Origin of the sequence: Curtobacterium sp. Leaf154 (genome assembly GCF_001424595.1) — a bacterium.
GTDB lineage: Bacteria > Actinomycetota > Actinomycetes > Actinomycetales > Microbacteriaceae > Curtobacterium > Curtobacterium poinsettiae.
In genome coordinates, this window is the sequence record NZ_LMOS01000005.1 from 80267 (window position 1) to 93941 (window position 13675).

The window sequence follows — 13675 nt, forward strand, 5'->3', positions numbered from 1 at the left end:
ACCGATGCGGAACGACACTGTCGACGTCGGACGACCACGACGGTGTCGTTCTCCGTCGGCGCAGCGCAGCACAACCCCGCGCAGCCCCAACCCCGCGCAGCCTCAGCCTGCGCCCCGCTCAGTCAGACGGGACGAGTGCCGCGCCGCCCAGCACGGTGCCGGTGTCGGCGTCCAGCAGGACCAGGGAGCGGACCTCGTCGGGCAGCGTCCACGGCTCGCCGAGCACGACGGTCAGCCCCTGTTCGACCCCGTCGGCCTGGAACAGCTCGTAGGACTCCCCGACCGGCGTCCACATCGGCTTCGAGCCACCGCGCACCGTCCCCGCGGACAGCACGACGTCGACCGGGCCGTCCCCGCCGGTCTCCAGGTGGTCGATCTCCACCGCGAGGGTCTCGTCACTCGTGTTCGCGGCGATCCGGACGTGCCCGGAGGCCGCAGCCCCGATGCCGACGATGTCACCGGAGACCGGCGGGACGCGGCGCCACCACGGGTCGATGGGCGAACCGTCGACCGGACGGACGGGTTCGGGCTCGATCGGCTCCCCGAGGGCGTCGGACGGCGGCAGCCGGACGTCGGGCGACTGCGCCGGTTCGGGGCCCACTGCGTCGGCACGGGTGACCGGTTCGCCGTCGTCCGGTGCGTGCGAGCTCGTCCACAGGGACACCGAACCCACGAAGACCACCCCGACGAGGACACCCACCAGGGCGAGCCGACGTCGGTCGGCTGCCCACCGCCCGGTACCCACGCCCCCATGATGCCGCACCGGCGCGCCAGACCGGCCCCGGGCCTCCAGGCCGACCGCGGACGCGAACGCAGAACGCAGAACGCGCCCCGACGGATCGGGGCGCGTTCTGCGTGACGGGTGGGGAGGCTCAGCGCTTCCGGCGCTCGCGCACCCGCATGTTGACGTTGATCGGCGTGCCGGAGAAGCCCCAGACCTCGCGGAGTCGACGCGTGATGAAGCGTCGGTACTGCGGGTCGAGGAACGCCGACGTGAAGAGCACGAAGGTCGGCGGCTGGCTCGACGCCTGGGTGCCGAACAGGATGCGGGGCTGCTTGCCGCCGCGCACGGGGTGGGGGTGCTCCTGCACGAGCTCGGCGATGAAGGCGTTGACCTTGCCGGTCGGGATGCGGGTGTCCCACGACTCGAGGGCGGTCTCGAGCGCCGGCACGAGCTTCTCGAGGTGACGGCCGGTGCGGGCCGAGATGTTCACGCGCGGGGCCCAGGCGACGTGCGCCAGGTCCTGCTCGATCTCGCGCTCCAGGTAGCGGCGGCGTTCGTCGTCGAGCAGGTCCCACTTGTTGTAGGCCAGCACGAGGGCACGGCCGGACTCGAGGACGAGGTCGATGATGCGCAGGTCCTGCACGGACACCGGCTCGGTGACGTCGAGGACGACGACGGCGACCTCGGCCTTCTCGAGCGCGGCGGTGGTGCGGAGCGACGCGTAGAAGTCCGCGCCCTGCTGCATGTGCACGCGCTTGCGGATGCCGGCGGTGTCGACGAAGCGCCACACCTTGCCGCCGAGCTCGATCTGCTCGTCCACCGGGTCGCGGGTGGTGCCGGCGATGTCGTTCACGACGACCCGCTCTTCACCGGCGGCCTTGTTGAGCAGCGAGCTCTTGCCGACGTTCGGGCGGCCGAGGATGGCCACGCGGCGGGGGCCACCGACCTCCTGCTTGGCGACGGCCGAGGTGTCGGGGAGCGTCTTGATGATCAGGTCGAGCAGGTCCGCGACGCCGCGGCCGTGCAGGGCGGACACGGGGTGCGGCTCGCCGAGGCCCAGGTTCCAGAGCTCGGAGGCTTCGAGCTCACGGCGCTCGTCGTCGGCCTTGTTCGCGACGACGATGACGGGGCGGTCGGTGCCGCGGAGCATCTTCACGACGTGCTCGTCGGTGGCGGTGATGCCGACCGTGACGTCCACCACGAACAGCACGGCGTCGGCGAGGTCGATCGCGACCTCGGCCTGGGCAGCGACGGAGGCGTTGATGCCCTCGGCGCCGGGCTCCCAGCCGCCGGTGTCGACGAGCGTGAAGCGCTTGTCGTTCCAGTCGGCCTTGTAGCTGACGCGGTCGCGGGTGACGCCGGGGACGTCCTGCACGACGGCTTCACGGCGACCGAGGATGCGGTTGACGAGCGCCGACTTGCCGACGTTCGGGCGACCGACGATCGCGAGCACCGGGTAAGCCGGCAGGTAGTGGACGCCGTCTTCGCCGATCTGGCCCGCTTCGAGCAGGGCGAGGTCCTCGTCCTCGAGGTCGTACTCCTCGAGGCCGGCGCGGAGCGCGGTGGCACGCTGCTCGGCCTCTGCCTCGTCGAGTCCGGCGAGACGCTCGCCGAGGGCGTCGTCGTACTCCGGGAAGTCGTCGTTGTCAGGATTGTCCAGCTGAGCCATCTTGTGTTCCTCGCGAGCGGCCGGGGCCGCGGTGTCGGTGGCCGTTGCCGGCCGGGCCGGGGGTCCGGCCGTGGTTGACCGTCCCGCCGGAGCGTTCTGGTCTGCGTCAGTGCGTGAGCGGCCCGCCGAGGCGGTCCGGTCTGCGTCAGTGCGTGGCCGCGCGGGCCAGGTCGACGACCGCCTGCACGGTCTGGTCGAAGTCGAGGTCGGTGGAGTCGAGCGTCGTGACGCCGTCGGCGGCGTTCATGAAGTCGACGACCTTCGCGTCCGCCGCGTCGCGACGAGCGAGTGCTGCGGAGGTCTCGGCGGCCGACTGGGTCGTGACCTCTGCCGAGCGTCGGGCCATTCTAACGGACTCGTCGGCCGTCAGCAGGATCCGGACTTCGGCGTCGGGTGCGACGACCGTGGTGATGTCCCGGCCCTCGGTGATGATGCCCGGGGCGTCGGTCTTCCGCATGACGGTGCGGAACAGATGGACCAGGCGCTTCCGGACGTCCGGGAGCTTCGCGATGTGGGCCACTGCACCGGTGACGTCGGGGGTACGGATGGCCTCGGTCACGTCGGTCTCCCCCACCTTGACGTAGTAGTCGTCGGGGTCGGTGCCGATGGCGTAGTCGAAGGTGTCCCAGCTCGCCAGGACCGCCGCGGCGTCGTCGAGGTCGACCCGCTGCTGCAGGGCGTGCCACGCGAGTGCACGGTAGGCGGCGCCGGTGTCCTGGTAGCCGTAGCCCAGGGCTCGGGCCGCCGCGCGGGAGACGCTCGACTTGCCGCTGCCGGCCGGACCGTCGACCGCGATCACGATCTTCGCCACGTAGGCGCCGTCGGCCAGACCGGACGGCATCGGGGCGCTGGTCGAACCGGGCTCCCCGCCGGGCTCGCCGAGGCCGCCGGCAGGACCACCGAGTGCGCCGCCGTCGCCGCTGCCGCTCAGCGGGCCGCCGGCACCACCCTGGCCCGGGGTCGGGAGGCCGGAGTCGGGCCCGTCCGGTCCGCCGGTCACACCGGAGTCGTTCGTCGCTGCGTTCGTGTCGTCGTTCAGGCCCATGCTGCTGCGATCCTCCATCCGCGCCCCTCGAGTTCCTCGACGAGTCGCTGTTCCTGCTCGGGCAGCACCGACACCTCGACGATGCCGATCTGTGCGCCCGGTGAGTGCTCGAGGCGCATGTCCTCGAGGTTGATGCCGATCTCCCCGATGAACGTCAGGAGTGCGGCGATCTGCCCGGGGGTGTCGTCGACCAGGACGACCACCTGGGCGAAGCGCTTGGTGGTGCCGTGCTTGCCCGGCAGCCGTTCGACCCCGCGGTTGCCGTCGGCGATCGTCTCGGCGATGGCACGCGGCGAGCCGGCACCGTCCGGGTCGCCGAGCGCGTCGATCACGCGGGTCAGGTCGTCGCGCAGGTCGGTGAGCACCGGCCGGATGTGCCCGGCGTTCGCGCCGATGATCTGCACCCAGAGCCCGGGGTCGCTCGCGGCGATCCGGGTGACGTCGCGCACGCCGCCGCCGGCCAGGCCGAGCGACCCGTCGGGGGCATCGCGCAGGCGCGAGGCCATCAGCGTCGACACGAGCTGCGGCGCGTGCGAGACGTACGCCACGGCGAGGTCGTGCGACTCGGGGTCCATCGGCACCACGGTCGCGCCGACGTCCAGCGCGAGGTCCTCGACCACCGCAGCTCGCTGGTACGTGATGCCGTCGTGTCCCGCGATCACCCACGGGCGGCCGACGAACAGGTCGGCGCGGGCGGCGGTCGGACCGCTGCGCTCGCGTCCGGCCATCGGGTGCGACCCGATGTAGCGGGAGACGTCGGCCCCGGCCGCCACCAGGGCGGCGAGCGGCCCGGACTTCACGCTGGCGACGTCGGTCACGACGGCGTCGGGGTGGGCGGCGAGCTCACGCTCGACCACCGTCGCGACGACGTCCGGCGGCACCGCGACGACGACGAGCTCCGGCTGGTCGCCGGCTGCCGGGCGACGCCCGGCGCCGTAGTCCACGGCGAGCGCCAGCGCGGCGGGCGAGACGTCGTCGAGGACGACGTCCACACCCTTCTCACGCAGGGCCAGACCGATCGAGGCGCCGAGCAACCCGGCACCGACGACCCGGACCGGGCCGCGTAGACGGCGGTCGATGTCGGTCGGGGTCACGTCGGTCACCGGGCAAGCCTACCGATCGAGGCTCGGGCATCGGTCGATGCCCGAGCGTCGGGGTCGGTCAGTCCGCCGACTCGTCCTCGTACTCGTCGTCGTCCTGGTCGAGTGCGACGTCGCGGTCGTCACGAGCGGACGGCTTCGCGTCGCGGACGGTGCTGAGCAGCTTGCCGACCTCGACCGTGCCGAGCTCGCGCATCTTGCCCGGCGGCAGGCTGCCCAGGTGCAGCGGCCCGAACGACCGGCGGACGAGTTCGAGGACCGGGTGGTCGACGGCCTCGAGCATGCGTCGGACGATGCGGTTGCGGCCGGAGTGCAGGGTGATCTCGACGAGCGACTCGCCCCGCGAGGACTCGAGCAACCGCACCTTGTCAGCCTTGATCGGACCGTCCTCGAGCTCGACACCCTCGGTCAGGCGCTGCACCACGGCGGGGTTCACGTTGCCGTGGACCTTCGCGATGTACGTCTTCTGCACGCCGAACGACGGGTGCGCCAGCACGTGCGCCAGGTCGCCGTCGTTCGTCAGGACGAGCAGCCCGGAGGTCTCGGCGTCGAGACGGCCGACGTTGAACAGGCGCTCCTCGTAGCGGTCCACGAACTCGGTCAGGTCGCGGCGACCGCGCTCGTCCTGCAGGCTCGAGACGACGCCGGTCGGCTTGTTCAGCACGATGTAGCGCCGAGACGAGTCGATCTGCACCGGCACACCGTCGACGCTGATCGCGTCCTTCTCGGGGTCGACGCGACGACCGAGGGCGTCCACGACCTCGCCGTTGACCGTCACGCGGCCCTCGACGATCAGGTTCTCCGCGACCCGGCGGGATGCCACGCCGGCAGCGGCGATCACCTTCTGCAGGCGCTCGCCCTCTGCCTGGAGGCCCGGCTCGGCCCCGGCAGGCGCCGTTCCGTCCGCCGCGTCCCAGTCCTCGATGATCGGCCGTTCGGGCGTGCCCTCGGCCGGGTTGCCCCGGTCGTCGCGCTGCCCGCTCGGCTTCGGCGTGGTGCGGTCGCTGTTGCGGACGCTCGTGGTGCCGCCGACGTAGCGGCGGCCGTTGTGCCAGACGCGGCTCTGCTGGCCGTCGGGGGTGCGGCGGTCGTCGCGGCCGCGGTCGTCCCGACGGTCGTCACGGGGTGCCGAGCTGGTGCGGTCGTCACGGCCGCGGTAGCCACCACGGTCGTCACGCGGAGCCGAAGCCCCACGGTCGTCACGGCCCCGGTACCCACCACGGTCGTCACGCGGAGCGGAGTTGCCGCGGTTCCCACCGCGGTCGCCGCCACCGGATCGGTCGTCGCGACCCCGGTACCCGCCGCGGTCGTCACGTGGAGCCGGAGCCCCGCGGTCGTCACGGCCGCGGTAGCCACCACGGTCGTCACGCGGAGCCGAGTTGCCGCGGTAGCCACCACGGTCGTCACGCGGAGCCGCGCTCCCGCGGTCGTCACGACCCCGGTAGCCACCACGGTCGTCACGCGGAGCGGAGCCCCGGTAACCACCACGGTCATCGCGCGGAGCCGAAGCGCCACGGTCGTCACGGCCCCGGTAGCCACCACGGTCATCACGCGGAGCCGAGTTGCCCCGGTACCCACCACGGTCGCCGCCACCGGAACGGTCATCACGACCCCGGTAGCCGCGGTCGTCACGCGGAGCGGAGTTGCCGCGGTACCCGCCGCGGTCGCCGCCACCGGACCGGTCATCGCGGCCCCGGTAGCCACCACGGTCATCGCGCGGTGCCGAAGCCCCCCGGTACCCACCACGGTCGTCACGCGGTGCCGAAGCCCCSCGGTACCCACCACGGTCGCCACCACGGTCGTCACGCGGAGCCGAAGCCCCGCGGTACCCACCACGGTCGCCACCACGGTCGTCACGCGGAGCCGAAGCCCCGCGGTACCCACCACGGTCGCCGCCACGGTCGCCGCCACGGTCGTCACGCGACGGGTACCCGCCACGACGGTCGTCGTCCCGCGGCGGGCGTGCGCCCCCACGGTCGTCGCGACCGTACCCGCCGGAGCGGCCACCGGCACCGGAGCCGGCCCCGCCGCGTCCGCCGGCCGGGCGGCCGGGGCGATCTGGGCCTCCTGAGCGTCCGTTGCGGTCGTCTCGGTCTCGGGGCGCGCCGCGCCCCCGGTCGTCAAACCCTGCCATCGGGGATCCTTTCGTTCTGCTCGAAGCCGTCCGCACCGTCGTCCAGGAGGGGCGAGATGAGCGGCAGCTCGTCGAGCGAGTTGATGCCGAGCTGCTGCAGGAGCAGGTCGGACGTGACGTAGTTGATGGCGCCGGTCTCGGCGTCGGTGAACGACTCCTCGATGAGGCCGCGTGCCACCAGGGTCCGGACGACGCCGTCGACGTTGACGGCGCGGATCGCAGCGATCTGCGATCGGGTGATCGGCTGCTTGTAGGCGACGACCGCCAGGGTCTCGAGTGCGGCCTGCGACAGCCGCGAGGGGCGCTCGGCCTCGACGAACTGCTCGACCACGGGGTCCAGGTCGGCGCGGACGTAGAAGCGCCAGCCGCCCCCGACCTCGCGCAGTTCGAAGCCACGGCGGATCGTGCCGTCGACACCGTCGAAGTCCGCGACCAGGCGTTCGATCGCCTGGCGCACGGCGGGGACGGGCGAACCGACGGCGGCACCGAGCGCGACGAGCGACTGGGGCTCGTCGGCGATCATCAGGATGGCCTCGAGCTGGCGGTCGAGCGGGATGGCGGGGTGGGCCGGCGACGCAGCGCGTTCGGCGTGGTCGTGGATCTCGTGCTCGATCGCGCGGGCGTCGGCCATCTCGTCGGCGCCGCCGGGTTCGGCGCTGGACGTGTCGTGCACGTCATCCGTCATAGTCGGCTCCCAGGTTCGCGAGGCTCTCGTCGGACCAGTCCTCGGCGGTCCACCGCAGTGTCAGCTCCCCGAGCGGCTCGAGCTGCTCGAACGAGATCGACGCGTTCCGGTACAGCTCGAGGATCGCGAGGAAGCGAGCCACCACGATACCGGTCTGGTCGACGCCCGCGACCAGTTCGCGAAACGAGACACCCTCACCATCACGGGTGCGGAGGATCGAGACGACGATCGCGGCCTGCTCACGGATGCTGATGAGCGGCGCGTGCAGGTGGTCGAGGCCGACGGTCGGGATCTCCCGCGGGGCGAAGGCGAGCGTGGCGAGGGCGGCGAAGTCCTGCACGGACAGGGTCCAGACGAGCTCCGGCGTCCGCGCGCGGAACCGCTCCTCGAGCCGGACGCTGCGGACGTGCCGGCGCGACTCGATGCCCCACCGCTCCCCGAACCAGTCGGCGGCCTGCTTGAACGCCCGGTACTGCAGCAGTCGGGCGAACAGCAGGTCGCGGGCTTCGAGCAGGGCGACGTCCTCGGCGTCCACGAGCTCACCCTGCGGCAGCAGCCCGACGATCTTCAGGTCGAGCAGGGTCGCCGCGACGACCAGGAACTCGCTGGCCTCGTCGAGCTCGTCGGCGGACTCGGCCTGCCGGACGTACTGGATGAACTCCCCCGTCACGGCACCGAGCGAGACCTCGGTGATGTCGAGCTCGTGCTTCGTGATGAGCGACAGCAGGAGGTCGAACGGTCCGTCGAAGTTGGTGAGCCGGACCCGGAACCCCGGCTCAGGCGACGGCGCCACGCTGGACGAGCTCTCGTGCGAGCTGCCGGTAGGCGTGGGCGGCAGGGTGGTCCGGCGCGGTCTGCGTGATCGGTCGTGCGGACACCGTGGCGTCCGGGAACTTCACGGTGCGGCCGATGACGGTGTCGAGCACGCGGTCGTCGAAGGTGTCGACGACCCGCTCCATGACCTCGCGCGAGTGCAGCGTGCGCGAGTCGTACATGGTCGCCAGGATGCCGTCGAGCTTGAGCGCCGGGTTGAGGCGGTCGCGCACCTTGTCGATCGTCTCGATGAGCAGCGCGACACCGCGCAGCGCGAAGAACTCGCACTCGAGCGGGATGAGCACGCCGTGCGCAGCGGTCAGGGCGTTCACGGTGAGCAGGCCGAGCGACGGCTGGCAGTCGACCAGGATCACGTCGTAGTCGTTCGCGACCTTGCGCAGCACGCTCGCCAGGATCTGCTCGCGGGCGACCTCGTTGACCAGGTGCACCTCGGCCGCGGACAGGTCGATGTTCGCCGGGATGACGTCGAGGCCGGGGGTGTTCGTCGGCTGGATGACCTGGTTCGGGTCCTTCACGGCACCCATGAGCAGGTCGTAGACGGTGTGGATGTCGTGGGTGCGGACACCGAGGCCGGCGGACAGCGCACCCTGCGGGTCGAAGTCCACGGCGAGCACCTTGCGGCCGTACTCCGCGAGCGCGGCGCCCAGGTTGATGGCGGTCGTGGTCTTGCCGACGCCGCCCTTCTGGTTGCAGAGCGCGATGATGCGGGCGGGTCCGGTGCTGTCGAGCTCCTCGGGCACGGGGAAGTCCCGGACGGGACGCCCCGTCGGACCGTGGGTGGTCGCGCCGGTGGGGTTGGTCGTCGGGTTCGGGCTCACCCCGTCATCGTACCGGCGACGTCGGGGTGGGCCGGGTCGCATCGCCGCACTGCTGCTCGTCAGGCAGCGCGCAGGGCGACGCGCATGCTGTCGACCCGCTCCGCGATCACGGGGTCGGCCGACCACCGCTGCTGCAGCCGTCCGACGAGCTCGCCGACCTGCTCGCGGTCGAGCCCCGGGTGCAGCGCCAGGCCCACCGTCAGCTCCGGTCCGGCGAACCGGCCGACCGGGTCGCCCGGCGCGAGTTCGACACGGGCCACGCTGGGCTCCCCTTCGACCGAGGCCGCGAAGGCACGGGCCACTTCGGGGTCCTCGAAGCACGGGGTCCACGGCAGGTCCTGCCCGAGTGCCCACACCGCCGGACGACGCAGCACGAACTCGGTCGGCGACTTCGGGTCGAGCACGACGAGCTGGGTGTCCTCGCTCGCCGCGGCCATCGCAACGCGGCGGGACTCCACCGGCACGGGGCGCGCGTCCGGGTCCCACGCGTGCATGGCGTCGACCGAGGTGAACGCGGGCATCACGCTGCGACCGTCGGGGCCGGCGACCGTCACGATCGAGAGTTCCTGGGTCTTGTCGACGAGCTTGCCCGCGTCGGTCTCCCCCACGTCGCCGGCCTCGGCGATGAGCGGGATGAGCAGGCGGGCGGAGCGGAGCGCATCGACGATCGCGGCCTGGGACGCACCGTCGGCGAGTGAGCCGATGGCCGCGACCACCGCGGGGTCGGCGAGTCCGTCGTCGTCCGCGAACGCGGTGTCGTGGTGGTCGAACGTGCGGCCTTCCCACGAGAACCCCGCCGAGTCCGCCGCCCCACCCGGGGTGTGCGCGTCGTCGGTCTCCGGCCCGGTGCCACGACCGTTCGAGATGCCCGCCACGGCGTTACTCCGAGGCGATGTCGAGAGCGGCGGGCAGCGTGAACGCCCCGGAGTACAGCGCCTTGCCGATGATGGCGCCTTCGAGCCCGTACGGCACGAGTTCGCGGAGCGCACGGAGGTCATCGAGGGTGGAGATCCCGCCCGAGGCCACCACGGGCTGGTCGGTCCGGTCGCACACCTGGCGGAGCAGTTCGACGTTCGGGCCCTGCAGCGTGCCGTCCTTCGTGACGTCGGTCACCACGTAGCGGGCACACCCGGCGGCTTCGAGGCGGTCGAGCACCTCCCACAGGTCACCGGCATCCTCGGTCCAGCCGCGGCTCGACAGCGTGGTGCCGCGGACGTCCAGCCCGACGGCGATCTGCTCGCCGTACTCGCCGATCACCCGCGCGGCCCAGTCGGGGTTCTCGAGCGCCGCGGTGCCGAGGTTCACGCGCGCCGCGCCGGTCGCCAGGGCCGCTTCGAGCGAGGCGTCGTCGCGGATCCCGCCGGACAGCTCGACCGAGACCCCCTCGACCTCGCGGACGGCGTGCGCGATCACCCGGCGGTTGTCGCCACGGCCGAAGGCTGCGTCGAGGTCGACGAGGTGGATCCACTCAGCACCCTGGTCACGCCAGGTGCGGGCAGCGGCGACGGGGTCGCCGTAGCCGGTCTCGCTGCCCGCCTCGCCCTGGGTGAGTCGCACGGCCTGTCCGTCGACGACGTCGACGGCCGGCAGCAGGACGAGGGGCGGGGTGTCGGTGAGGTCGGTCATGGTCCTGTCGGTTTCGTTGCGGTGGAGAAGGGGCTGCGGACAGCCGGGAGGCCCGGGGCGCGTCCGGCACGGCCGTCGCGCCCGGTGCAGGCCGGGTTCAGAGCGAGCGGACCCAGTTGGAGAGCAGGCGGATGCCCGGCTCGCCGGACTTCTCGGGGTGGAACTGCGTGGCGGTGAGCGGTCCGTTCTCGACCGCGGCGATGAACGGCTGCCCGTGCTCGGCCCAGGTCAGGCGGGGCGCACGGAACGGCCCGTACGCCTCGAGCGGGAAGTCGGTCACGCCGTAGGAGTGCACGAAGTAGAAGCGCTCCTCGTGCAGGCCGTCGAACAGCACGGAGTCCTCGGGCGCCTGCACGGTGTTCCAGCCCATGTGCGGGAGCACCTCGGCCTGGATCTCCTGCACGGTGCCGGGCCACTGGCCGAGCCCTTCGACGTCGGCACCACGCTCGATGCCCCGCGAGAACAGGACCTGCATGCCGACGCAGATGCCGAGCACCGGGCGCCCGCCTGCCAGGCGGTGGTCGACGATCTCGCCGCCCTGCACGCCCTCGAGCTGGTCGATCACGGCCGCGAACGCCCCGACACCGGGGACGAGCAAGCCGTCAGCCTTGAGCGCCGCCTGCTTGTCCGACGTCAGGGTGACGTCAGCCCCGGCGCGCTCGAGCGCCTTGGCGGCGGAGTGGACGTTGCCCGACCCGTAGTCGAGGACGACGACGTTCGGCTTGGTGGCGGTCACAGGGCGCCCTTCGTGGACGGGATGCCGTCGACGCGCGGGTCCCGCTCGACCGCCTTGCGCATGGCCCGGGCGAACGCCTTGAACTCGGCTTCGGCGATGTGGTGGGGGTCGCGGCCCTCGAGCACGCGGACGTGGACGGTGATCCCGGCGTTGAACGTGATCGCCTCGAACACGTGGCGGACCATCGAGCCGGTGAAGTGCCCGCCGATGCCGTGGAACTCGAAGCCCGCGGGCTCGCCGGAGTGCACCAGGAACGGACGCCCGGAGACGTCGACGACGGCCTGGGCCAGCGCTTCGTCCAACGGGACCAGGGCATCGCCGTACCGGCCGATGCCGGACCGGTCGCCGAGGGCCTGCTTGATCGCCTGTCCGAGCACGATGCCGGTGTCCTCGACCGTGTGGTGCACGTCGATGTCGGTGTCACCCGTGGAGCGCACGCGCAGGTCGATCAGGGAGTGCTTGCTGAACGCGGTCAGCATGTGGTCGAAGAACGGGACGGAGGTCGAGATCGACGAGGTCCCGGTGCCGTCCAGGTCGAGCTCGAGTTCGACACTCGATTCGCTCGTCGAACGGCTGATCGAGGCGGTGCGGGCGGTCATGCGTCAACCCTAACCGGCGGCTGCTCGGCGGCGACCTGCCGCATGGCGTCGAGGAACGCGGTCGTCTCGGCTTCGGTCCCCGCACTCACCCGCAGGTGGTTCGGGATGCCGAGGTCGCGCACGATGACGTCGCGCTCGAGCAGCGCCTCGAACGCAGCGTTCGGGTCGGCGACACCTCCGAAGAGGACGAAGTTCGACCAGGTCTCGTAGGTCCGGTACCCCATGGCCCGCAGCTCGGTGACCATGCGGTCGCGCTGCGCCTTGATGTCGTCGACCATCGCCAGCATCTCGGGGGCGTGCCGGAGTGCCGCGATCGCTGCCGCCTGCGTCAGCGCGGACAGGTGGTACGGCAGCCGGACCAACCGGACGGCGTCAACGACGGCGGGGTGCGCGGCCATGTACCCGACCCGGGCACCGGCGAACGCGAACGCCTTGCTCATCGTGCGGGACACCACCAGGCGCTCACGTCCGGGCAGCAGCGTGAGCGCGCTCGGAGCGTCGGACGGCATGAACTCGGCGTAGGCCTCGTCCACCATCACGATGCCGTCGGTCGCGTCGTAGGCGGCCGCGATCGCCTCGATGTCGAGCGGGGTGCCCGTCGGGTTGTTCGGCCCGCACAGGAACACGATGTCGGGCTTGTGGTCGCGGATGGCTGCGACGACGGTCTCGGGCGAGATGCGGAACTCGTCGTCCCGCTGGGCCGGGATCCACGTCGTGCCGGTACCCGACGCGAGGATCGAGTGCATCGAGTAGGTGGGTGGGAACCCGAGGACCGAGCGACCGGGCCCGCCGAACGCCTGCAGGAGCTGCTGCAACACCTCGTTCGACCCGTTCGCCGCCCAGAGCTGCTCGGCGCTCAGGTCGTGCCCGAGGTAGTCCGCCAGGGACTGGCGGAGCTCGGTGAACTCGCGATCCGGGTACCGGTTGACCGTCAGCAGGGCCTGCCTGATCGACTCGATGATGTCAGCGGCGACGTCGTCCGGAACGGGATGCGTGTTCTCGTTGACGTTCAGCTGCACGCGGACGTGCTTCTGCGGGGCGCCGTAGGGGCTCTGCCCGCGCAGGTCGTCTCGGATCGGGAGGTCTTCGAGCGTGAATGCCACCGATCCATCGTAGGCCGCTGTCACCGTGCGACGACCAGCCGTCTGGACGGGGCTGCCCGAGTGACTACTCGCCGTCGGTGTACTTGGTGGGGATGGAGAGCTCTTCGCCGGCCTGCAGCGCCGAACCGTCGAGCGCGTTGAGGCTGACGACGTCCTGCACGAAGTCGCGCGGGTCGGAGTCGGGGGCGGTCTGCTCGGCGAGCTGCCAGAGCGTCTCGCCCGGCTGGATCGTCACGGTCTCGAAGTGGGTGCGGGCGCCGCCGGCGGTGGCGTCACCGGCCGAGGCCTGTCCACCGTTCAGCACGCCGAGGGCGACGACGACGAGGAGCGGGATCGCGGCGAGCGTCGTGAAGACGATGCGGCCGCGACGCGTCAGACGCAGGCGGGTACGCACGGCGGGCGCCGCGGTGCGCTGAATGTCAGCGATGGCGATGGTGCTCATGTCGTTCTTGCCTTCCCGTTCGGTGGAACCGAAGTCCTGTACCGAACATAGTTTCGAATCAGATGACGCACAAGTCCTGGGAGAGGATTTCTGCGGGGTCTTCTTGCGACACGCTCGAACAGGTGTTTGTCCGGCCCTGGCTGGTCGGATACTGTTTCGA

At 71.7% G+C, this 13675-nt stretch carries 14 protein-coding genes; all 14 read right to left on the reverse strand.

Features of this window, described 5'->3' with window-relative positions:
- Nucleotides 1-118: 118 nt before the first annotated feature.
- Nucleotides 119-745, reverse strand: coding sequence for a hypothetical protein (locus ASF75_RS10585; RefSeq protein WP_156463859.1), 627 nt, complete (start codon nucleotides 743-745; stop codon nucleotides 119-121).
- A gap of 127 nt (nucleotides 746-872) precedes the next feature.
- Nucleotides 873-2393 carry a ribosome biogenesis GTPase Der gene (gene der / locus ASF75_RS10590; protein ID WP_017885894.1) on the reverse strand — a complete coding sequence of 507 codons (1521 nt, stop codon included), beginning with the start codon at nucleotides 2391-2393 and terminating at the stop codon, nucleotides 873-875.
- Between the two features lie 145 nt (nucleotides 2394-2538).
- On the reverse strand, nucleotides 2539-3234 hold the full coding sequence (gene cmk, locus ASF75_RS10595; RefSeq protein ID WP_056071645.1) for a (d)CMP kinase: 696 nt from the start codon (nucleotides 3232-3234) through the stop codon (nucleotides 2539-2541).
- Between the two features lie 194 nt (nucleotides 3235-3428).
- Nucleotides 3429-4541 carry a prephenate dehydrogenase gene (locus ASF75_RS10600; RefSeq protein ID WP_017885896.1) on the reverse strand — a complete coding sequence of 371 codons (1113 nt, stop codon included), beginning with the start codon at nucleotides 4539-4541 and terminating at the stop codon, nucleotides 3429-3431.
- A 58-nt stretch (nucleotides 4542-4599) separates the two neighbouring features.
- Nucleotides 4600-5388 carry a pseudouridine synthase gene (locus ASF75_RS18135; protein ID WP_228501111.1) on the reverse strand — a complete coding sequence of 263 codons (789 nt, stop codon included), beginning with the start codon at nucleotides 5386-5388 and terminating at the stop codon, nucleotides 4600-4602.
- 1270 nt (nucleotides 5389-6658) lie between these two features.
- On the reverse strand, nucleotides 6659-7357 hold the full coding sequence (gene scpB / locus ASF75_RS10610; protein WP_175470792.1) for an SMC-Scp complex subunit ScpB: 699 nt from the start codon (nucleotides 7355-7357) through the stop codon (nucleotides 6659-6661).
- The gene (locus tag ASF75_RS10615; RefSeq protein ID WP_017885899.1) at nucleotides 7347-8150 is read right to left on the reverse strand and encodes a segregation and condensation protein A; all 804 of its coding nucleotides are present in this window, start codon (nucleotides 8148-8150) and stop codon (nucleotides 7347-7349) included. Before ASF75_RS10615 ends, scpB begins: the two co-directional genes overlap by 11 nt.
- On the reverse strand, nucleotides 8134-9009 hold the full coding sequence (locus tag ASF75_RS10620) for a ParA family protein (RefSeq protein ID WP_017885900.1): 876 nt from the start codon (nucleotides 9007-9009) through the stop codon (nucleotides 8134-8136). Before ASF75_RS10620 ends, ASF75_RS10615 begins: the two co-directional genes overlap by 17 nt.
- 59 nt (nucleotides 9010-9068) lie before the next feature.
- Complete coding sequence (locus tag ASF75_RS10625) at nucleotides 9069-9884, reverse strand: SseB family protein (protein WP_056071245.1); 816 nt, start codon at nucleotides 9882-9884, stop codon at nucleotides 9069-9071.
- A gap of 4 nt (nucleotides 9885-9888) precedes the next feature.
- Nucleotides 9889-10635, reverse strand: coding sequence for a bifunctional 1-(5-phosphoribosyl)-5-((5-phosphoribosylamino)methylideneamino)imidazole-4-carboxamide isomerase/phosphoribosylanthranilate isomerase PriA (gene priA, locus ASF75_RS10630; protein ID WP_017885902.1), 747 nt, complete (start codon nucleotides 10633-10635; stop codon nucleotides 9889-9891).
- Between the two features lie 97 nt (nucleotides 10636-10732).
- Nucleotides 10733-11371 (reverse strand): imidazole glycerol phosphate synthase subunit HisH, encoded by a 639-nt coding sequence (hisH, locus tag ASF75_RS10635; RefSeq protein WP_056071248.1) that lies wholly within the window; start codon nucleotides 11369-11371, stop codon nucleotides 10733-10735.
- The gene (gene hisB, locus ASF75_RS10640) at nucleotides 11368-11970 is read right to left on the reverse strand and encodes an imidazoleglycerol-phosphate dehydratase HisB (RefSeq protein WP_056071251.1); all 603 of its coding nucleotides are present in this window, start codon (nucleotides 11968-11970) and stop codon (nucleotides 11368-11370) included. The genes hisH and hisB overlap by 4 nt, the downstream gene beginning before the upstream one ends.
- Nucleotides 11967-13073: a histidinol-phosphate transaminase gene (locus tag ASF75_RS10645; protein ID WP_056071254.1), complete on the reverse strand. Its 1107-nt coding sequence runs from the start codon at nucleotides 13071-13073 to the stop codon at nucleotides 11967-11969. Before ASF75_RS10645 ends, hisB begins: the two co-directional genes overlap by 4 nt.
- A 64-nt stretch (nucleotides 13074-13137) precedes the next feature.
- Entirely contained in the window at nucleotides 13138-13515 is a 378-nt protein-coding gene (locus ASF75_RS10650; RefSeq protein WP_056071257.1) for a LysM peptidoglycan-binding domain-containing protein, read from the reverse strand.
- Nucleotides 13516-13675 lie beyond the last annotated feature (160 nt).

What these genes read in the sequence shown, in the direction of transcription:
- scpB (WP_175470792.1), bottom strand. Translation starts at nt 7,357, where the DNA reads ATGACGGATGACGTGCACGACACGTCCAGCGCCGAACCCGGCGGCGCC.
- ASF75_RS10650 (WP_056071257.1), bottom strand. Translation starts at nt 13,515, where the DNA reads ATGAGCACCATCGCCATCGCTGACATTCAGCGCACCGCGGCGCCCGCC.
- cmk (WP_056071645.1), bottom strand. Translation starts at nt 3,234, where the DNA reads ATGCCGTCCGGTCTGGCCGACGGCGCCTACGTGGCGAAGATCGTGATC.
- priA (WP_017885902.1), bottom strand. Translation starts at nt 10,635, where the DNA reads ATGACCGACCTCACCGACACCCCGCCCCTCGTCCTGCTGCCGGCCGTC.
- der (WP_017885894.1), bottom strand. Translation starts at nt 2,393, where the DNA reads ATGGCTCAGCTGGACAATCCTGACAACGACGACTTCCCGGAGTACGAC.
- hisB (WP_056071251.1), bottom strand. Translation starts at nt 11,970, where the DNA reads ATGACCGCCCGCACCGCCTCGATCAGCCGTTCGACGAGCGAATCGAGT.